General features: G+C 45.5%; 16 protein-coding genes and 1 pseudogene. 4 read left to right on the top strand and 13 right to left on the bottom strand.

From position 1 onward, the window contains the following. Nucleotides 1-43: 43 nt before the first annotated feature. From GXP69_RS16755 to GXP69_RS16740, 4 genes are all read right to left on the bottom strand, one after another. Nucleotides 44-781 carry a fasciclin domain-containing protein gene (locus GXP69_RS16755; RefSeq protein WP_163916449.1) on the bottom strand — a complete coding sequence of 246 codons (738 nt, stop codon included), beginning with the start codon at nucleotides 779-781 and terminating at the stop codon, nucleotides 44-46. 107 nt (nucleotides 782-888) lie between these two features. Beyond that, nucleotides 889-1,506, bottom strand: a complete 618-nt coding sequence (locus tag GXP69_RS16750) for a fasciclin domain-containing protein (RefSeq protein WP_163916447.1) — start codon at nucleotides 1,504-1,506, stop codon at nucleotides 889-891. Between the two features lie 148 nt (nucleotides 1,507-1,654). Beyond that, on the bottom strand, nucleotides 1,655-2,740 hold the full coding sequence (locus GXP69_RS16745; RefSeq protein WP_163916445.1) for a S1 family peptidase: 1,086 nt from the start codon (nucleotides 2,738-2,740) through the stop codon (nucleotides 1,655-1,657). Between the two features lie 44 nt (nucleotides 2,741-2,784). Continuing rightward, complete coding sequence (locus tag GXP69_RS16740; RefSeq protein ID WP_163916443.1) at nucleotides 2,785-3,357, bottom strand: RNA polymerase sigma factor; 573 nt, start codon at nucleotides 3,355-3,357, stop codon at nucleotides 2,785-2,787. A 146-nt stretch (nucleotides 3,358-3,503) separates the two neighbouring features. On the opposite strand from GXP69_RS16740, the gene GXP69_RS16735 reads away from it, so the two are divergent. After that, on the top strand, nucleotides 3,504-3,698 hold the full coding sequence (locus GXP69_RS16735) for a hypothetical protein (RefSeq protein ID WP_163916441.1): 195 nt from the start codon (nucleotides 3,504-3,506) through the stop codon (nucleotides 3,696-3,698). Between the two features lie 133 nt (nucleotides 3,699-3,831). Here the strand turns inward: GXP69_RS16735 and GXP69_RS16730 are convergent, their stop codons facing one another. Continuing rightward, nucleotides 3,832-5,019, bottom strand: coding sequence for a proline dehydrogenase family protein (locus GXP69_RS16730; RefSeq protein ID WP_163916439.1), 1,188 nt, complete (start codon nucleotides 5,017-5,019; stop codon nucleotides 3,832-3,834). A 164-nt stretch (nucleotides 5,020-5,183) separates the two neighbouring features. Between GXP69_RS16730 and GXP69_RS16725 the strand changes: the two genes are divergently transcribed. The 3 genes from GXP69_RS16725 to GXP69_RS16715 all read left to right on the top strand — a co-directional run bounded on the left by GXP69_RS16725 (nucleotide 5,184) and on the right by GXP69_RS16715 (nucleotide 8,727). After that, entirely contained in the window at nucleotides 5,184-6,275 is a 1,092-nt protein-coding gene (locus tag GXP69_RS16725) for a bifunctional 3-deoxy-7-phosphoheptulonate synthase/chorismate mutase type II (RefSeq protein ID WP_163916437.1), read from the top strand. A 188-nt stretch (nucleotides 6,276-6,463) separates the two neighbouring features. Beyond that, a complete protein-coding gene (gene aroB / locus GXP69_RS16720) occupies nucleotides 6,464-7,501 on the top strand; it encodes a 3-dehydroquinate synthase (RefSeq protein ID WP_163916435.1) in 1,038 nt (345 codons plus the stop codon). Beyond that, complete coding sequence (locus GXP69_RS16715; RefSeq protein WP_163916433.1) at nucleotides 7,498-8,727, top strand: 3-phosphoshikimate 1-carboxyvinyltransferase; 1,230 nt, start codon at nucleotides 7,498-7,500, stop codon at nucleotides 8,725-8,727. The genes aroB and GXP69_RS16715 overlap by 4 nt, the downstream gene beginning before the upstream one ends. Before the next feature lie 7 nt (nucleotides 8,728-8,734). Here the strand turns inward: GXP69_RS16715 and rhuM are convergent, their stop codons facing one another. From rhuM to GXP69_RS16675, 8 genes and pseudogenes are all read right to left on the bottom strand, one after another. After that, complete coding sequence (gene rhuM / locus GXP69_RS16710; protein ID WP_163916431.1) at nucleotides 8,735-9,721, bottom strand: Fic family protein; 987 nt, start codon at nucleotides 9,719-9,721, stop codon at nucleotides 8,735-8,737. Between the two features lie 28 nt (nucleotides 9,722-9,749). Further along, entirely contained in the window at nucleotides 9,750-10,520 is a 771-nt protein-coding gene (locus GXP69_RS16705; protein ID WP_163916638.1) for an ABC transporter substrate-binding protein, read from the bottom strand. A gap of 61 nt (nucleotides 10,521-10,581) precedes the next feature. Beyond that, nucleotides 10,582-10,824, bottom strand: coding sequence for a hypothetical protein (locus GXP69_RS16700; RefSeq protein WP_163916429.1), 243 nt, complete (start codon nucleotides 10,822-10,824; stop codon nucleotides 10,582-10,584). A 105-nt stretch (nucleotides 10,825-10,929) separates the two neighbouring features. Next, on the bottom strand, nucleotides 10,930-12,000 hold the full coding sequence (locus GXP69_RS16695) for a M42 family metallopeptidase (RefSeq protein ID WP_163916427.1): 1,071 nt from the start codon (nucleotides 11,998-12,000) through the stop codon (nucleotides 10,930-10,932). 111 nt (nucleotides 12,001-12,111) lie between these two features. Beyond that, complete coding sequence (locus GXP69_RS16690; protein ID WP_163916426.1) at nucleotides 12,112-13,671, bottom strand: acyl-CoA carboxylase subunit beta; 1,560 nt, start codon at nucleotides 13,669-13,671, stop codon at nucleotides 12,112-12,114. Nucleotides 13,672-13,829: 158 nt separating this feature from the next. Further along, nucleotides 13,830-14,243 (bottom strand): annotated as a pseudogene (locus tag GXP69_RS19250) (endonuclease domain-containing protein). Nucleotides 14,244-14,402: 159 nt separating this feature from the next. Beyond that, the gene (locus tag GXP69_RS16680; protein WP_163916424.1) at nucleotides 14,403-17,003 is read right to left on the bottom strand and encodes an ATP-dependent Clp protease ATP-binding subunit; all 2,601 of its coding nucleotides are present in this window, start codon (nucleotides 17,001-17,003) and stop codon (nucleotides 14,403-14,405) included. 114 nt (nucleotides 17,004-17,117) lie between these two features. Beyond that, nucleotides 17,118-17,702 carry a WbqC family protein gene (locus tag GXP69_RS16675; RefSeq protein WP_163916422.1) on the bottom strand — a complete coding sequence of 195 codons (585 nt, stop codon included), beginning with the start codon at nucleotides 17,700-17,702 and terminating at the stop codon, nucleotides 17,118-17,120. Between the last annotated feature and the right edge of the window lie 154 nt (nucleotides 17,703-17,856).

The following is a 17,856-nucleotide window of genomic DNA, read 5'->3' as shown; positions in this document are numbered from 1 at the left end:
CGTTTGCAGGGGAGCTTTACTGATTTTAAACTATAGTTACAGCTTATCGGGGGCCTCCACCGTCTACTGCATTTTCAGTAGGTTTGATCACGTTATCAACTACATGAACGACACCGTTTGATGCCTCCACGTTACGTACCACAATATTGGCCCCACCGACTGTAATCTGCGTGCCGGTACCTGTAGTAGTGATCGGGATGTAACTGTTCTCACCTAATCTGATGCGCTGATTGCTGCTCATGGTAGCGGTATTTACCTCTGATGGGAGTACATGCGCCATCAGCACGCTTGAAAGCTTGGCTTTGTTCTCTGGTCTGAGCAGTGATTCCAGTTCTGTTCTGTCCATTTTAGAAAAGGCCTCGTTGGTTGGCGCAAATATGGTATATGTGCCGTCTTCTGTCAGTTGATCAGCAACACCTGAGCTCTCCATTAGTTGTACAAACGTAGACAGGTTCGGGCTTTGTCTTGCTAGCTCCAGCACGGTATAGCTCTTAGTATTGGCAATAGTACCAAACATCTCGCCTACATCTTCGGTGTTCTCCATAGAAAGCGCATCCACAGATAAGGCGGTTGCTGGTGCTTCCATTTCTGTAGTTACATCGGTTCCAGTTGTAACATCAGCAGCTTCTGTTTCATCAGTGGTACCTGTCATAGTTTGCGTTTCGCTCATGGTTACGGTATCGTCCATAGCGGTGGTGCGGTCGTTAGAGCTGGCGCAGCCAAACATGGTAAACGTTGCAACTGCTATTGCTGCCAGAGATTTTAATTCTGTTGTTTTCATAGAGTATTTAATTTAAGTTGAACATAGTTCAGTGTTTGCGCTGCTTTCACTAAATGTTCGGTGCTTCAGGCTAACACTGTAAAAAGTATTATAAGATGGCATTGGTCTCACCCTTCTTTGTTACCAGGTAGTTTAAGTACTGTGCTTATTACGTGTAGCACACCATTCGAGACTTCTACATCAGGTTTTACAATTTGTGCTCCACCAATTGTTACAATCTGGTTCTCATTTACAAGTACAGGCAAATCGGCACCTCCTGAGCTTTTTAAACGTTTTTGATGCTTCAGGTCTGAGGTGTATATTTTATCCGGAACTATATGAGCCTGCAAAATTTTAGTAAGCTCTGCTTTGTTTTCAGGAGCTATTAGCAGGGCAAACTGTTCAGGGGTGAGCGCGTTAAACGCATCGTTTACTGGCAGAAAAACTGTTGTTGGTCCTCCTGATGTAAGTGCTGCGGTCATGTTGGCCTGCTCAAGCAACTGTACAAAAGTTGTAAAATGGTCGTTGGACCTGGCAAGTGCCAGCAGGTCAAATTTACGGGTGTTGTTCAGTTCGGTGAAGAGGGCGTGGTAAGGTGTTTCGGGTATAGTTCCAGCGCTGCCCTGCATGGTTTGTGTCTGGCTCAGAATGATTGGTTCTGTGGAAGTTGTAGTGGGAGCAGAACTGCAAAAGGCAAGCGGAACGGTAAATAAAATATAAGCTGATCTCAAAACTCGTTTCTTCATCACACAACTATAACTTATCTGGCTGGATTTGCCAATACGAGTACTATTTAACTGCTTCTGTGTGAAAATGTTAGTTTTAGCAAAGTAAAAGGCCCATACAACTTGCGCTGCATGGGCCTTTTACTTTGCTATAGTTGCCGCTTACAGTTTAATTGTAGACTTTAACCACGAAAACAAAATCTTTCAGTTTTTTGAGTTGCTGCGGTCTGCTGTTGCCTGCCAGCACGTTATACTTAGGTAATGTAACCGGCGAAAGGGTTGTAGCCTGAGGTAGTTCACTGATGATCTGCAGCAGATAAGCCGACTTAATAGCAAACGCTGCTCCTTCCTGACCGGCCTGTTTTCCACTGATCACACCAATCAGGTTGCCTTTGTCATCCAGCAGCGGGCCACCACTGTTGCCCGGGTTAAGCGGAATAGAGATCTGGTAAGCTGTTGTATCGCCTTCGAAACCCGAGGTTGAGCTAAGTGATCCTTCACCAAATACCACATCCTCGCGCGGGTAGCCTAATGTGTAAACTTTTTCGCCCAGGTCAGATTCCGCAGTTTTAAAGGTATAAGGAAGCTTTCCGAAACCTGCAAAAGCCGGGTCTTCTATTTTAAGTATGGAAAGGTCGTGAGACTGGTCGCGGTAAACTTCGTGTACTTTATATTTTACTCCCGATGTATTCTCAATCATAATTGAATCCGCGCCTTCCACCACGTGTGAGCTGGTTACCAAGTAGCCGCTGGCGCTGAGTGCAAAGCCGGTGCCACTAAAGCGGGCTGGACGCGGAGCTGGCTTGGCCGTGTTGTTTATGTCTTTGATGATGGCAGTCTGCGCGCGCTTCAGCTTATCTACTTCGCGGCGAAGTTCAACGTAACGGGCTGTCTGCTGCTGCACAGGTGCTTTCATCTGCTGCACGCTCCAGAGCGTTCCGAATACTGATAGCAACGATACACTGGCGGCTACAGCTATAGTTTGTGCATGGCGTTTCCAGAATACGCGCCACATTGGGGTAACCTGCTGCCCGGTTTGCTCCGTCTCCATTTGGTTATGGATTTTATTGAGCTTGCTGCGCAGATGCTCGCGCTGTCCGTATTGCTGCATTGCCTGCAGTAGCGTACGATGCTCTTTTACCTGTTCTGCCAACCGGCGGTCAGTTTGTAACAGTGCCTCAAAAGCTGCTTTTTCTTCAGCAACCATTCTACCTGCCAGGTAACGCTCGATCTGTTCGTACATCAGATATTCCATGGTATTCTATCTTTTTGCCCTGTAGAGCTAAATTACTTTTTGAGTTAGGCCGGAGCCTGATATGTTGCAAAAAACAACTTCTTCAGTCGTTGCAGGCATTTATACTTCTGGTTCTTAGCCGTGTCGGTGTTGGTATAGCCAAACCGGTCGGTTATATCCTGCATGTTCTGCATCCGGATGTAATAATCCTCTAGCAGCGTTTTGCAGGGTTCACCCAGTTGGTTCATCGCTTCTTCCATCACGCCAAAGCGCCTTTCATTTTCTTCCTGCTGCGGCACGTCATCTTCCAACATCAGGTAGTTCTCGGCATCGTCTACGTTAACAGCAAACCTGCCTTTTTCAGCCAGTCTTTTCAGCCAAAGCCTGCGGCATACTGAATACAGGTAAGTTTTGATCTGGCAGCTCAATTCCAGGCTTCCGGACTTCACTTTTTCGTAAAAAACAATTACGCCTTCCTGGTAAACATCTTTCGCCTCGTCGTCGGTGCCGCTGTTACTCAAAATAAGATGCGAGATCATCGGGAAGTGAAGCTTGTACAGATAAGCCAATGCCCGGTCATCATCTGACCGGATGCCCTCTATTATTGCCTCGTCCGTCTCATACAAACCTTTCTTCATTCCGCTCAGGTTTTAATACAGTTTTGTGGTTTTAGTAACCCTCTGAAAAAAATATTTTAAATTTTTTCTCTGAAGTGGGTTACCTATTCGTGTTTCTGGTATGAAGTTCAAAATCGAAACCAAAACACTTAATTTACAAACACAAAATGAAAAATCTATTCAAATTCGCCGTTGTAGCTTTCGCACTTGTTTCTTTCACTGCTTGCAACACTGAGCCAGCTGCTACTGAAACTGAAACTACAATCGAAGAAACTACTGTTGAGGAAGCTCCAATCGAAGATACTACAGTAGATACAACTGCTGTTGAAGCAACTGAAACTGACACTACTGCAGTTCTATAATAAAAACCAGAACTCTAGGTTTACATTTATAGTTCTAAAAACACATAAGAAGTCCCCCGCGCTACGGCACGGGGGACTTCTTATTTTTGTAGCAACTATAGTAAAGGCCCGTTTTAGTTCGGGCCTTTATTATTTATTTCTGGGTGCGTTTGCGGCGCTGCATTTCTTTGCTGATAAGCGTAAACTCGCGGCTGCTCTGGCCGGCAATGGCAGTGTTCTCGTTAGCACGGCGCAACAGGTACGGCATCACTTCTCTTACCGGGCCATAAGGCACATACTTCGCTACATTATAGCCTGCGTTAGCCAGATTGTAAGATAGGTTATCACTCATGCCAAACAGCTGGGCAAAATAAACACGCTCGTCGTTGCGGGCAATGTTATGCTGGTCCATCAGTTCCATCAGCAGGTAAGAGCTACGCTCGTTATGCGTGCCAGCGCAGATAGCTATTCTGTCGATGTGCTCGATGCAGAAGCGAAGTGCGTTATCGAACAACTCATCCGATGCTTTTTTGGTCGGGTTTATCGGGCTCTGGTAACCGGCTTCTGCTGCACGCTTGCGCTCCTTTTCCATGTAAGCACCGCGTACCAGTTTGCCGCCCAGATAATAGTTTTTAGCAACCGCATTCTCATAATCGCGCTTCAGCGCATCCAGGCGGTCGTGGCGGTATAGTTGGTAGGTATTGTAAACAATGGCTTTCTCTTTGTTGTAGAGTTCCATCATTTCGTAGGTCAGGTTATCTATAGTTTCCTGTATCCAGCTTTCTTCGGCATCTACAAACACACGCACATCAGCATAGTAGCATCTTTTGCAAATAGTGTTTACACGCTCGCGGCCACGTTCAAAAGCAGTTTTCTCGGCAGTAGTTAGTTGCGTACCAGCCTGAACTTTGGCAAGCAATTTTGTATCCAGCAGCCCCGTAACTTTAAACACTGAAAACGGAATGGCCTTGTTACCACGCGCTTTTTCAACTGTTCTGAGCAACTCATCCATAGTGGCGTCAAAACTTTTCTCGTCGCCTTCGCCTTCTACCGAGTAATCCAGTATAGTTCCGATGTTAAAGGCGCTCAGTTCTTTAATGGCACGTTCAGATTCCTCTATCGTTTCGCCGCCGCAAAAGTGGCTGAAAACAGTAGGCTTAACTATAAACTTAACCGGCAAGTGCAGGTTAAGCGCAGTATTCAGCAGCGAGCCACCAACTTTTACAAAAGTGTTGCTGTTCATGGCTTTGAACAACAGGTACATTTTATAAAGCTCAGCGTCTGATTTGGATGAAAACGCGACTGCGGTGTCGTCGAATGATACGTTTGAAACAGGGTTCATTAGGTTAGATTGTAATGCGATGCAAAGATAGTGTATCAACAACAGTTATCAACCTGTTTTTAGTAAGATTTAAGGGTATAGCGCGCACAGCAGCTGGGTTTTAAACCTGGAGTTATACTTTGCTGTTGTATTTGCACTACCTTTGCTAACGAGTAGTACAACAGATGGAAATTAAAGAACATAACTTTTTTAGTAACCTTGCCGGCGGACATTCCCGCCCGTTTATTATTGCCGGCCCGTGCAGCGCCGAGAGCGAGACACAGGTAATGCAAACAGCCGAAGCCCTGCGTGAGCAGCAGGTTGATATGTTCAGGGCAGGTATCTGGAAGCCCCGTTCACGACCAAATACGTTTGAGGGAATTGGACTGGAAGGTTTACAGTGGCTGGGCCGTGTGAAGCGGGAGCTTGGTTTGCGCGTGAGTACAGAAGTTGCCAATGCACGCCACGTTGAAGAAGCGCTGAAACAGGAAATTGATGTGCTCTGGATTGGCGCCCGCACCACTGTGAACCCGTTTGCAGTGCAGGAAATTGCCAATGCCTTGAACGGTGCCAACGTGCCTGTAATGGTAAAGAACCCGGTAAACCCTGACCTGGCGCTTTGGATCGGAGCCCTGGAGCGGGTATATAATGCCGGCATAACCGATGTGGCTGCCATCCACCGCGGCTTCTCAAGTTACGAGCCCTCAAAATACAGAAATGTGCCGCTGTGGCAGATACCGATCGAGCTTAAATCAAGGTTTAAGAAATTGCCGGTTATAGTTGATCCGAGCCATATTGCCGGTAACCGCGAGCTACTTTTGCCGGTTTCTCAGAAAGCCCTCGATCTTGGGTTTGATGGTCTCATGATCGAAACCCATCCTGATCCGGCCAACGCGTTGAGCGACCCGGAACAGCAAGTAACGCCAGCAGGTTTGCAGGAGATACTCTCGAAGCTACAGGTGCGTAAAACTAACTACGATGATCAGGAGCTGATAAACCGGGCCGAAAAATTGCGCCTTCAGATTGACGAGGCAGACCAGCAGATACTCCGTGCCCTGGCGCGGCGCATGCAATTGGTAGAGCAGATCGGGCACTATAAAAAGCAGAATAACGTACAGGTGCTGCAGATCAGCCGCTGGAAAGAGATTTTCAGAAGCAGGCCGGACTGGGCAAAGGAACTGGGTATGAACCCCGCGTTCGTAGCAGAACTATACCGCCTGATCCACGTGGAATCTATCCGGATGCAGACGGATATAATGAACAAAGAAGAGGAATAGATTTAGAGTTAGAAAGTTAGAAGAGGGTAAGTTAGAAAGTTAATTTTTGCCTTTTAGTATAATCTGCGATGGTTGAGCTTATAGTTTAACTATAAAACTCCCAACCTCTTAAACTCACTAACTCTCAAACTATAAATCACTTTCTAACTTTTTAACTTCCAAACTTTCTAACTTTCTAACTTTCTGGCGTGACTGAAACTATAACGATAGGTGCCGATGCATTGCTGCGGTTAAAAGAATTGCTGCAGAACCGTGCATTCAGCAAAGTAGCAGTGCTGGTTGATGAAAATACTGCTATACATTGCTACCCGCAGGTTAAACCCTACCTGCCTGAGCACCACCTGATACAGATCAAAAGCGGCGAGACGCACAAAACGCTGCAAACCTGCGAGTATATCTGGCAGCGCATGACTGAACTGAACCTGGACCGCTGGTCGGTGCTGGTGAATTTAGGTGGTGGCGTGATAGGGGATATGGGTGGCTTTTGTGCCGCACTTTTTAAGCGTGGGCTTTACTTTGTGCAGGTGCCTACTACTTTGCTTGCCCAGGTAGATGCCAGCGTTGGTGGTAAAACTGGTATCGATTTTCATGGACTTAAGAACCACCTTGGCGTGTACAAAGAACCGGTAGCCGTATTTATTCACCCAGGTTTTCTGCAGACTTTGCCGCAGCGCGAGATAAAATCCGGTTATGCCGAAATAATAAAGCATTGGCTTATTGCCGATGGTGATATGTTTGAGCAGCAGCGAACTATAGGTTTACTTACAGAAGATTGGGAAGAACTGATACGTCATTCCGTGGAAATTAAATCGGCTGTGGTAGAAGCGGATCCGCTGGAGGGCGGTTACAGAAAGGTTCTGAACTTTGGCCACACAGTTGGGCATGCAGTAGAAAGCTATTTAATAGAGAAGCCGGACCGAGCACTATTACATGGCGAAGCAATTGCTATCGGGATGCTCTGCGAAACGTACTTATCTGTAAAGAAAGGGCTGCTGAGCCAGGATGCGCTGGATAAAATTGAAACCTTTCTGGTATCAGTATATGAAAAAGTGCCGCTTACCGAAGACGACATCCAAACTATAAGCCGCCTTTCACTGCAGGACAAAAAGAATACAGGCGCAACTATAAACTGCACGCTGCTCGAAAAGATTGGCCACGCAGTTTATGATCAGCCCATTACCTTACAGGAGATTCAGGAAAGTTTACGCTATTACCAACTACTATGATTAAAACAGTTACACTCTCGCACCCAACAGGTGTACTTTCCGGAACTATAAACCTGCCTGCCTCTAAAAGCGAAGCAAACCGCGCCCTTATTATAGCAGCCCTGGCTGGAGGCAACTCAACTATAGAAAACCTTTCTGAAGCTAACGATACACAGCTACTAAATCGCCTGCTGCAGAGAAACGACCAAACTATAGATGCGGAAGATGCAGGTACCGTGATGCGCTTTCTAACGGCTTACTATGCTGTAACAAATCAGCAAAAAGTACTGACTGGTACCGACCGTATGTGCCAGCGCCCTATAAAGGTGTTGGTGGATGCCCTGCGTGATTTAGGCGCAACTATAGATTACTTACAGGAAGAAGGCTATCCACCACTGCAGATTAAAGGCTTTGCCTATTCCGGTAAAAACCACTTAAAAGTGCGTGGCGATATCAGTAGCCAGTATATTTCTGCTCTTTTAATGATCGCGCCTTTGCTGCCTGATGGTTTGGAACTGGAACTGGAAGGCAAAATAGGAAGCCGGCCTTACATCGAGATGACGTTGGCACTAATGCAGCACTTCGGAGCTACGGCTACTTTTGAAGATACTACTATTGTTGTACCTAATCAGAACTATAAGCCAGCTACTTTCCTGGTAGAGCCAGATTGGTCGGCTGCAAGCTACTGGTATAGTTTGGTAGCGCTTGCCAAAGAGGCGGAGATCACCTTGCCAGGCTTGAGAAAAGAATCTCACCAGGGCGACCGGGCTATAGTTGAGATAATGTATCGGCTGGGGGTATACACCGAATTTACGCCCGAAGGCATCAGGCTAACCAAGAAACACTGCGAAAAAAAAGTGGCTTTTGACTTTACCAACTGCCCGGATCTTGCCCAAACTATAGTTGCCTTATGTGCTGCTTTAGGCGTAACCCTGGAGATGACCGGCGTAGAAAGCCTGCGCATAAAGGAAACAGACCGCATACAGGCCCTTCAGATAGAAGTGCTGGGCATGGAAACTTCCCTTAATGAAATGTCTCCGGGTGTTTTCAGGATGGAACCTGCTATCATCACCAAACGCGAACTGACTTTCAGAACCTACAAAGACCACCGCATGGCCATGGCCTTTGCGCCTGTCGCTTTGCTGGAGCCTGTACAAATTCAGGATCCCGACGTGGTACGTAAATCGTATCCAAGGTTTTGGGAAGATCTGGAGAAGGTGGGGTTTGAGGTAGTGAATAATGAGTAATGAATAATTAATTCTGCTGATTAATCAGGTTTACGATCACCTTTACCATAGTGTCTTTTTCCAGCGGGTTACTTTCGGCAATAAGCAGGGTTAGTGCAACGAGTGCATTATCAGCAATACGTTTATGGCCAAAAGTATCGTAAAGCAGATTATTTTCTTCCATAAACCAGACAAAAAGAAAAGCAGCTATTCGTTTGTTGCCATCTGAAAATGAATGGTTTTTGACTACAAAGTATAGCAGGTTGGCTGCTTTTTCTTCTAAAGAAGGATATAGTTCTTCACCCGCAAATGTTTGGTAGATCGTGTTGAGGGAGCTCTGAAAACTTTCATCTTTTTCTCTTCCAAACAACTCGGAGCTACCAAACTTTTCTTTCAATGTTTGTATGGCGTCCTTGGCACTTTCATAAGTGATTCTGAAAAGCTCCTTTTTGTGCGTTCCTTTTATGGTTAATCTTTGGTGGTCATAGTCATCTAAAATATCCAACGCATAGGTATAGTCGCTGATTACCTGTAACAGGCCAGTGCTTTCATCATTGTTTAGCTCTTTTCGTTGGATTACATTTTGCAATAGCTTAACTGTTTGCTTCAGGTCGTTATACTTTTGAGCCTGCTCTTTTAGCCGCTTCTCATTTATGGTATAACCCTCCACCAAATGCTGACGCAGTACGTTTGTAGCCCAAATTCTGAATTGTGTGCCGCGTTTCGAATTGACCCTATAGCCAACAGAGATTATTACATCGAGATTATAGAATGCTACAGGTTTATCTGAATTTGGAATGTGCATTTTTTGCACATTGCTTTCTTCATCTAATTCTCCGCTTACGAAGATGTTCTTTAAGTGCTTTGTAATTACAGACCTTTCTCTTCCAAATAAATCAGAAAGCTGTTGCTGTGTCAGCCACACTGTTTCCTGCTGTAGCTTTACATCTATAGTTGTCTGACCTGCTTCTGTTTCGTAGATGAAGATTTCCCCGATACCGCTTTCTTCCTGCATAAAACCGATGTGAAAATGAAAATCTAAATTACTGATTTTTCACTTCAAATATAACCCGCTGCAGATACTCAGGAGCCAAAGTTAGCCTGCTGCCGTACCAGCTAAACATTTCGCCATCTACTACTTTTATAGTTGCCTGCGGGCACAGCGCCTGAAACTCAGCCACGTGTTTTTCTTTGAAAGGATAGGGCTCGGATGACAGTAGAATTAACTGTGGATTAGCCTCCTGTAGTTGCTCGGCTGTAATCTCAGGGTAACGCTTCAGGTCAGCGAAAACATTACTAAAACCACAGTGCTGCAACATAGCATCTATAAAGTTAATGCCACCTACGGCCATGTATGGGCCGCGCCAGATAAAATAGGCTGTTGCTATAGTTGGTTGCGCAAGTTGCAGCTTCTCAAATCCTGATTTTATAGTTTGAATTAGCGCTTCAGCTATAGTTTCAGTGCCCGTAATGCTACCGAGCTGTTGCATCATTTCCAGTGAATCTTCCAGGGTAAAGATGTCGCTCATCCAAACCGGGTACTTTGCCTGCAATTGCTCTATGCCTTCCTTATAATTCTCTTCCTTATTCCCGATGATCAGGTCTGGCTGTAGTTGATCAATCACATCAAACTTAAAATTCTTGGTGCCGCCAACTATAGTTTTTTGCTTTACCAGTTCTTTAGGGTGGATGCAGAATTTGGTAACGCCAACTATACGGTCAGCCAGGCCCAAATCGAAAAGCAGCTCGGTTTGGGAAGGCACCAACGAAACGATGCGCTGTGGCAAAGCAGGCAGCGCAACCTGGTGGCCCATCTGGTCTATGAGAATCAAGGATTAATGCGTAATGATGAATGCGTAATTAGTAAACTATAGTTTAAGGCTTTGCAAAATATAGTTTGCGCCACTCGTGGTAACCTATGCCTGGAATCATTGCTTTTATAGTTGATGTCAGGTTCATGCCCAGCTGCCTGCGACGAATGTTGATAGCAGTCAGGTTAAGGACAAGGGTATTAATGGCGAATACCCACGGAAAGGGAGCATCTTTGCGAACCAGAACAGTAATCATAAGGGCCAGCCACGGGAGCCAGATCAGGAACCAGAATTGATAGCGTTTCATGGGCAGAGGATTTTGCTACCCTTAAGGTACAGCATTCTATTAAAAAACAAAACCCCAGCGCGTTATAGTTGCGTTGGGGTTTTGCAATCGCTAAAAGTAGGAATGTTACTTTAGATAACGGAAGTCCTGCTTATCTTCAATCTTTAATATTGTTTCGTAGATCAGTTTGATCACGTTTTCTACGTCGTCTTTGTGCACTGTTTCTACCGTTGTGTGCATGTACTTCAATGGTAGCGAGATCAGCGCAGAAGCTACACCAGCATTAGAGTAAGCAAAAGCATCAGTGTCGGTGCCGGTTGCACGTGAAACAGCCGAGCGCTGGAACGGAATCTCTTTCTCCTGAGCTGTATTGATAATCAGGTCACGCACGTTGTTCTGTACGGCCGGGCCATACGCAATTACAGGTCCTTTACCGCAATGGATGTCTCCGCTCGTCTTCTTCTCATACATAGGCGACTGCGTGTCGTGCGTTACGTCGGTTATGATAGCTACATCCGGGTTAATGCGGTGCGCAATCATTTCGGCGCCACGCAGGCCAATCTCTTCCTGCACAGCATTAACAACGTACAACCCGAACGGTAAATTGTGTTTGCGCTCACGAATCAGGCGGGCAACCTCGGCAATCATAAAGCCACCAATGCGGTTATCCAGTGCTCGACCTACATAAAACTTGTCGTTCATCACCGAGAATTCATCCTCGAACGTAGCCACGCAGCCAACATGGATGCCCATCTTTTCAACTTCCTCGCGCGAGCTGGCACCGCAATCTAAAAACACGGTTTCTATAGTTGGTGCTTTGTCCTGCTCCACCTTGCGCACGTGTATGGCAGGCCACCCGAAAACAGCTTTTACGATACCTTTAGCAGTGTAAATATTCACGCGTTTTGAAGGCGCGATCAAGGCATCGGAGCCGCCGTTGCGTTTCAGGTAAATATAGCCTTCCGGAGTAATGTAGTTCACAAACCAGCTGATTTCGTCGGCGTGTGCTTCAATTACTACTTTATATTCAGCCTCAGGGTTAATAACACCCACTACAGTGCCATAGGTATCTACAAAATAATCGTCGATGTACGGTTTAATGTATTCCAGCCACAGTTTTTGCCCTTCCACTTCAAATCCGGTAGGAGATGAGTTGTTCAGGTATTTCTGCAGGAAGTCGAAAGATTCTTGTCTCATGCTTGGTTAATGGAAATTATGAATTATAAATTATGAGTTATGAACTATGCGAAGTAAGAATAAAGTATACATACGTATTATTCATAATTCTTAATTCAGCATTCATAATTATTACAGTGGAATATTCCCGTGTTTTTTACGTGGCAGCGTTACCGCTTTGTTTTCCAGCATCTTAAATGCCTTTATCAGCTTGGCGCGTGTCTCAGACGGAAGAATAACTTCATCTATAAAGCCACGGTGTGCGGCACGGTAAGGTGTTGCAAACTTCTCTTTGTACTCCTGTACCTTCTCGGCAAGCTTAGCAGCAGGGTCTTCGGCTTCGGCAATCTCGCGTTTAAAGATGATCTCGGCAGCGCCCTGAGCACCCATCACGGCAATCTCGGCAGTTGGCCAGGCATAGTTCATGTCAGCGCCAATGTGCTTAGAGTTCATTACGTCGTAAGCACCACCATACGCCTTACGGGTAATAACCGTGATACGCGGAACAGTGGCCTCGCAGAACGCATAAAGTAACTTAGCTCCGTTGGTGATGATACCACGCCACTCCTGGTCGGTACCTGGCAGGAAGCCCGGAACGTCTTCCAGCACTAAAAGCGGAACGTTAAAGCAATCGCAGAAACGAACGAAGCGGGCTGCTTTGGTGCTGGCGTTAATATCCAATACGCCGGCAAGCACAGCAGGCTGGTTACCAACTATACCAATGCTACGGCCACCAAGTCGGGCAAAACCAACCACGATGTTCTCACCAAAGTTTTTGTGTACTTCAAAGAATGAATCCGTATCAATAATGCCTTCAATTACTTCGCGGATATCATATGGCTGGTTCGGGTTCTCCGGAACGATGGTATCAAGTACAGAACGGGTTTCGTCCTGGCCGTCTTCGTATGGCAGGGCAGGAGGCAGATCTTCGCAGTTCTGTGGAATGTAGCTAAGCAGCTTCTTGATGTGGTTGATACACTCCACTTCGTTAGCACAAGAGAAGTGTGTAACACCGCTCTTCGTGCTGTGCGTGCTGGCGCCACCAAGTTCTTCTGAAGTTACGTTTTCGTGCGTTACTGTTTTTACCACGTTAGGGCCGGTCACGAACATATACGAAGTGTCTTCCACCATCATGATAAAGTCCGTAATAGCAGGGGAATAAACGGCGCCACCCGCGCATGGCCCCATAATAGCAGAAATCTGAGGGATAACGCCAGAGGCCAGTGTATTGCGGTAGAAAATATCGGCATAACCACCAAGCGATACCACACCTTCCTGAATACGGGCACCACCTGAGTCATTCAGGCCGATAACCGGAGCGCCGTTTTTCATAGCCAGCTCCATGATCTTCACGATCTTCTCGGCATGTGTTTCAGAAAGCGAGCCGCCCAGTACGGTAAAATCCTGCGAGAAAACGTACACCAAACGACCCTGCACAGTACCATAACCGGTAACTACACCATCGCCCAGGTAATATTGCTTGTCCAGGCCAAAGTCTTTGGAACGGTGCATTACAAACTTGCCAATCTCTTCAAAAGAGCCTTCGTCCATCAGTAAATGGATACGTTCGCGTGCAGTTAATTTCCCTTTTTTATGTTGCGCATCTATTCTGTCTTGTCCGCCACCCAGCAAAGCTTCGGCATTTTTGCGCTCCAGCGTCGCTAATTGGGCCGCTCTTATTTCTCCAGCCATGTAAATTGTAGTATAACTAATTTATAATGTACAGTCTATATATTTCCCAAATTTAAAAACTATAGTTCGATTTCGGCTATAGTTCTATACTTTTTTGGATATATAGGGTGAGGATATACTATTATCTGAGGTGAAAATTTACAATACGTAATATGAGACTATCCCCTTGAGGGGATTATAGGGGTGTTAACTTTTGGTGAGTTGTTTTGAAGGCTTACAATTTCCTGCTCTAAATACCTCAATACATTTGGCATGCCCTTCTTTACTTCTAAATCGTCGAATCTGATGAAATGAATGCCGTACTTCTCTATTTCCGACTGCCTGAACGTATCATAGTTATAATTGTAATGATGACTGCTGCCATCAATCTCAATTGCCAATTTAAGCTCATGACAATAAAAGTCAACTATAAAATCCAAAATCGGGACTTGCCTGTGAAATTAGAAGCCGAGTAATTTTCTTTCTTTGATTTCCTGCCAAAGCAATATTTCAGAAAGGGTACTATTTTTTCTGAGCTCTCTGGCCTTTGCTTTTAGATCCTCTCTGTAAGGTATGATTCTGTTTTTGTTCACTTTGACTGGTCGCTCAACAATGTAAAACACCCCTGTAGTCTCCTCCAGGGGACAGTTTTTATAGTACGTTTTGTTTGAACTGATCGCTAAAATGAAATTTCTTAAAAACAAAAAGCCACCCGAATCGGGTGGCTTTTTGCTATAGTTTATCGTTGACTATTATTCTTTTGATTTATCTCCGTCAGTAGATTTGGTTGGCTCTTTTTCTTCTTCGCCATCAGACGGAGCAGCCTTCCCTTTTTTACCGTTGCTCTTTTTCGATGAAAAGGTCAGCTTCTCATCGCCTTCCTTATAATCTACCAGCATGGTATCGCCTTGTGCTACTTCAGCTTTCAGAATCTCTTCCGCAATCGGATCTTCAATATACTTCTGAATAGCGCGGTTCAGCGGACGGGCACCGTATTTCGGATCATATCCTTTATCAGCAACATAGTCTTTTGCTTTATCGGTAAGATCGATCTTATAACCAAGAGTTTCGATGCGCTTAAACAGTTTGGCAAGCGAGATATCGATGATCTTGTGCATGTCCTCACGGCTAAGCGAGTTGAACACGATCACGTCATCCAGACGGTTCAGGAACTCAGGCGAGAAGGTTTTCTTCAGGGCACTGGCTATAGTTCCTTTCATAATATCGTCTACGTTCTCGGCACGTGTCTTCGACATAAAACCGATACCGGCACCAAAGTCTTGTAAGTCACGGGCACCAATGTTCGATGTCATGATGATGATCGTGTTACGGAAGTCAACCTTACGGCCTAATCCATCTGTCAGGATACCATCATCCAGCACCTGCAGCAACAGGTTGTATACATCCGGGTGCGCTTTCTCGATCTCATCCAGCAACACTACAGAGTATGGCTTACGACGGATTTTTTCAGTCAGCTGGCCACCTTCTTCGTAACCAACGTAGCCCGGAGGCGCTCCCACTAAGCGAGATACACTGAATTTCTCCATGTACTCACTCATATCTATTCTAACCAGCGCATCTTCTTTATCGAACAGGTACGTAGCCAGCACTTTGGCAAGCTCGGTTTTACCAACACCAGTCGGGCCAAGGAATACGAACGAACCAATTGGCTTTTTCGGATCTTTCAGACCAACGCGGGTACGCTGGATAGCTTTTACCAACTGCTTGATGGCTTTTTCCTGACCAATTACTTTACCGCTCAGCTCATCGGCCATGTTCAACAGCTTCTGACCTTCGTTCTGGGCGATACGCTTTACAGGAATACCTGTCATCATGGCAATAACCTCTGCCACATTTTCCTCTTTTACTGTGTAGCGCTTCTTCTTGGTCTCTTCTTCCCAGTTCTTTTTCGCAGATTCAAGCTGGTCGATGAGTTTTTTCTCTTTATCGCGTAGCTGTGCAGCCTCTTCGTACTTCTGGCTCTTCACCACGCGGTTTTTCTCCACCTTGATGTTCTCGATCTGCTCTTCCAGCTTCAGAATGTCCTCAGGTACAATGATATTGTTGATATGCACACGAGCACCAGCCTCATCCAACACGTCAATTGCCTTATCCGGAAGGAAGCGGTCGCTCATGTAGCGGTCCGATAACTTCACGCAGGCCTCAATTGCCTTATCGGTATAGTTTACGTGGTGGTGATCCTGATACTTGTCCTTGATATTGTTCAATATCTCAATAGTCTCTTCCGGCGTAGTCGGGTCTACCATTACGATCTGGAAACGACGGGCCAACGCGCCATCTTTCTCAATGTACTGGCGATATTCATCCAAGGTAGTAGCACCGATGCATTGGATCTCGCCACGGGCAAGCGCAGGCTTGAACATGTTGGAAGCATCAAGCGAGCCTGAAGCGCCACCGGCACCAACTATGGTATGCAGCTCATCAATGAACAGGATCACATCCGGAGATTTTTCCAGCTCGTTCATTACGGCTTTCATACGTTCTTCAAACTGACCACGGTATTTTGTACCGGCAACCAGAGAAGCCAAGTCCAGGGTAACCACACGCTTGTTGAAAAGCACACGGCTTACCTTTTTCTGGATAATGCGCAATGCAAGACCTTCAGCTATAGCTGTTTTACCAACACCCGGCTCACCAATCAGGATCGGGTTGTTCTTTTTACGGCGGCTCAGTACCTGGGCCACACGCTCGATCTCTTTCTCACGGCCAACTATAGGGTCCAGCTTGTCGTCTTCAGCCAGCTTTGTTAAGTCACGGCCAAAGTTGTCTAGTACCGGTGTGCGCGATTTTTCGCCCGGTTTTTTGCTGGTGCTGCCTGCACGCGAAGAGGATGAGCTGCCAAATAATTTGTCAGAATCATCCGAATCGTCTGTGTCAGACGAGGCCAGCGGATTATTGCTATGATAATCCAGAGAGTCTCTTATTGCTTCGTAGTTCACGTTAAATTTCGCTAAGATTTGTGAAGAAATGTTGTCCTCGTCCCGCAGGATGGACAATAGGAGGTGCTCCGTTCCTATGATATCACTCTTGAAGATCTTGGCCTCCAGGTAAGTGATCTTGAGTACCTTCTCAGTTTGTTTTGTAAGCGGGATGCTGCCCGTAATGTTACTGTTCTGCGAAGCAGTATTTCGTGTAGCCTGTTCTAAGGCATACTTCAGCTCATCTATCGAAACGCCTAGTTTTTTAAGCAGGGCGATGGCAGTTCCTTCTCCTTCCCGGATCATACCCAGCACCAGGTGTTCAGTGCCGATGTAGTCGTGTCCGAGACGGATAGCTTCCTCACGGCTGAGTGAGATAACCTCTTTCACTCGGTTTGAGAATTTAGCTTCCATGTATAATTGTTAATCTTAAAAAAGTCTAAAACAGATAATTGATTTGAGGCCACAAGAAGAGCCCTGATAATAAACAACCACAGCAGGTATTATGTTCAGCGGAGCAACTAAACCTTATCTCAGGTAAGAAAGTGCTGCCGGGCCCTGTGTAAACAACAAGTCAATTATACTTAAGTCTGGTGCAAATTGTTTGCCAAATACTTGTGTATAGGGTTTTACGTGCAAATTGTCAGGAATGATTTTAGGATGTATCCTGTTTCGCAGATCAAGCACATTTTGCGATACTTCTGACTGATACGAATCTGTGTAAAGGAGTGGCGTGTTTGCCTTCAGTAATTTAAAATAAAGTTGTAACAGTTCAACGTTCAAGTCAAATAAATATTTTGGCTGCCGCTCATAAACTGCTTTCAGGTAGTCACTGTAAAATTCAAAATACGGAGCCCGCCCGTAAGCTGCCTGTATGGTGCGCCAATGTACATTGTACCACTTTTGGCTGTAATCTATCTCAATATTAGTGATTAAGGTTTTTTGCAGGCTGTTGCCCCTGAGCACAGGAATGCTGAGCGGCACAACACCTTGCGCCGTAAGCACGTGGCAGCGGTTCCGGTAACTCTGCTTTACATAGTTCTCGTGCTGCTCGATTAAGATGCTATCAGACCGGAGCGCGTGCCAGAAGTACTGCACCGGCGGGTTGTACATAAGTTCGGTAAGTAATATCAAATTATGAATTATGAATTATGAATTATGAATTATGAATTATGAATTATGAATTATGAATTATGAATTATGAATTATGAATTATGAATTATGAATTATGAATTATGAATTATGAATTATGAATTATGAATTATGA

Origin of the sequence: Pontibacter burrus, from assembly GCF_010686685.1 — a bacterium.
GTDB lineage: Bacteria > Bacteroidota > Bacteroidia > Cytophagales > Hymenobacteraceae > Pontibacter > Pontibacter burrus.
The sequence above is the reverse complement of the archived record's forward strand: the minus strand, read 5'-3'. Positions and strand labels throughout refer to the sequence as shown.

Excerpts from the sequence above, each read along its gene's own strand:
- GXP69_RS16755 (WP_163916449.1), bottom strand. The coding sequence starts at position 781 with ATGAAAACAACAGAATTAAAATCTCTGGCAGCAATAGCAGTTGCAACG.
- GXP69_RS16700 (WP_163916429.1), bottom strand. The coding sequence starts at position 10,824 with ATGAAACGCTATCAATTCTGGTTCCTGATCTGGCTCCCGTGGCTGGCC.
- GXP69_RS16675 (WP_163916422.1), bottom strand. The coding sequence starts at position 17,702 with ATGTACAACCCGCCGGTGCAGTACTTCTGGCACGCGCTCCGGTCTGAT.
- GXP69_RS16740 (WP_163916443.1), bottom strand. The coding sequence starts at position 3,357 with ATGAAGAAAGGTTTGTATGAGACGGACGAGGCAATAATAGAGGGCATC.
- GXP69_RS16735 (WP_163916441.1), top strand. The coding sequence starts at position 3,504 with ATGAAAAATCTATTCAAATTCGCCGTTGTAGCTTTCGCACTTGTTTCT.
- GXP69_RS16695 (WP_163916427.1), bottom strand. The coding sequence starts at position 12,000 with ATGAGACAAGAATCTTTCGACTTCCTGCAGAAATACCTGAACAACTCA.
- GXP69_RS16705 (WP_163916638.1), bottom strand. The coding sequence starts at position 10,520 with ATGGGCCACCAGGTTGCGCTGCCTGCTTTGCCACAGCGCATCGTTTCG.
- GXP69_RS16715 (WP_163916433.1), top strand. The coding sequence starts at position 7,498 with ATGATTAAAACAGTTACACTCTCGCACCCAACAGGTGTACTTTCCGGA.
- GXP69_RS16745 (WP_163916445.1), bottom strand. The coding sequence starts at position 2,740 with ATGGAATATCTGATGTACGAACAGATCGAGCGTTACCTGGCAGGTAGA.
- GXP69_RS16750 (WP_163916447.1), bottom strand. The coding sequence starts at position 1,506 with ATGAAGAAACGAGTTTTGAGATCAGCTTATATTTTATTTACCGTTCCG.
- GXP69_RS16730 (WP_163916439.1), bottom strand. The coding sequence starts at position 5,019 with ATGAACCCTGTTTCAAACGTATCATTCGACGACACCGCAGTCGCGTTT.
- GXP69_RS16725 (WP_163916437.1), top strand. The coding sequence starts at position 5,184 with ATGGAAATTAAAGAACATAACTTTTTTAGTAACCTTGCCGGCGGACAT.
- GXP69_RS16690 (WP_163916426.1), bottom strand. The coding sequence starts at position 13,671 with ATGGCTGGAGAAATAAGAGCGGCCCAATTAGCGACGCTGGAGCGCAAA.
- rhuM (WP_163916431.1), bottom strand. The coding sequence starts at position 9,721 with ATGCAGGAAGAAAGCGGTATCGGGGAAATCTTCATCTACGAAACAGAA.
- GXP69_RS16680 (WP_163916424.1), bottom strand. The coding sequence starts at position 17,003 with ATGGAAGCTAAATTCTCAAACCGAGTGAAAGAGGTTATCTCACTCAGC.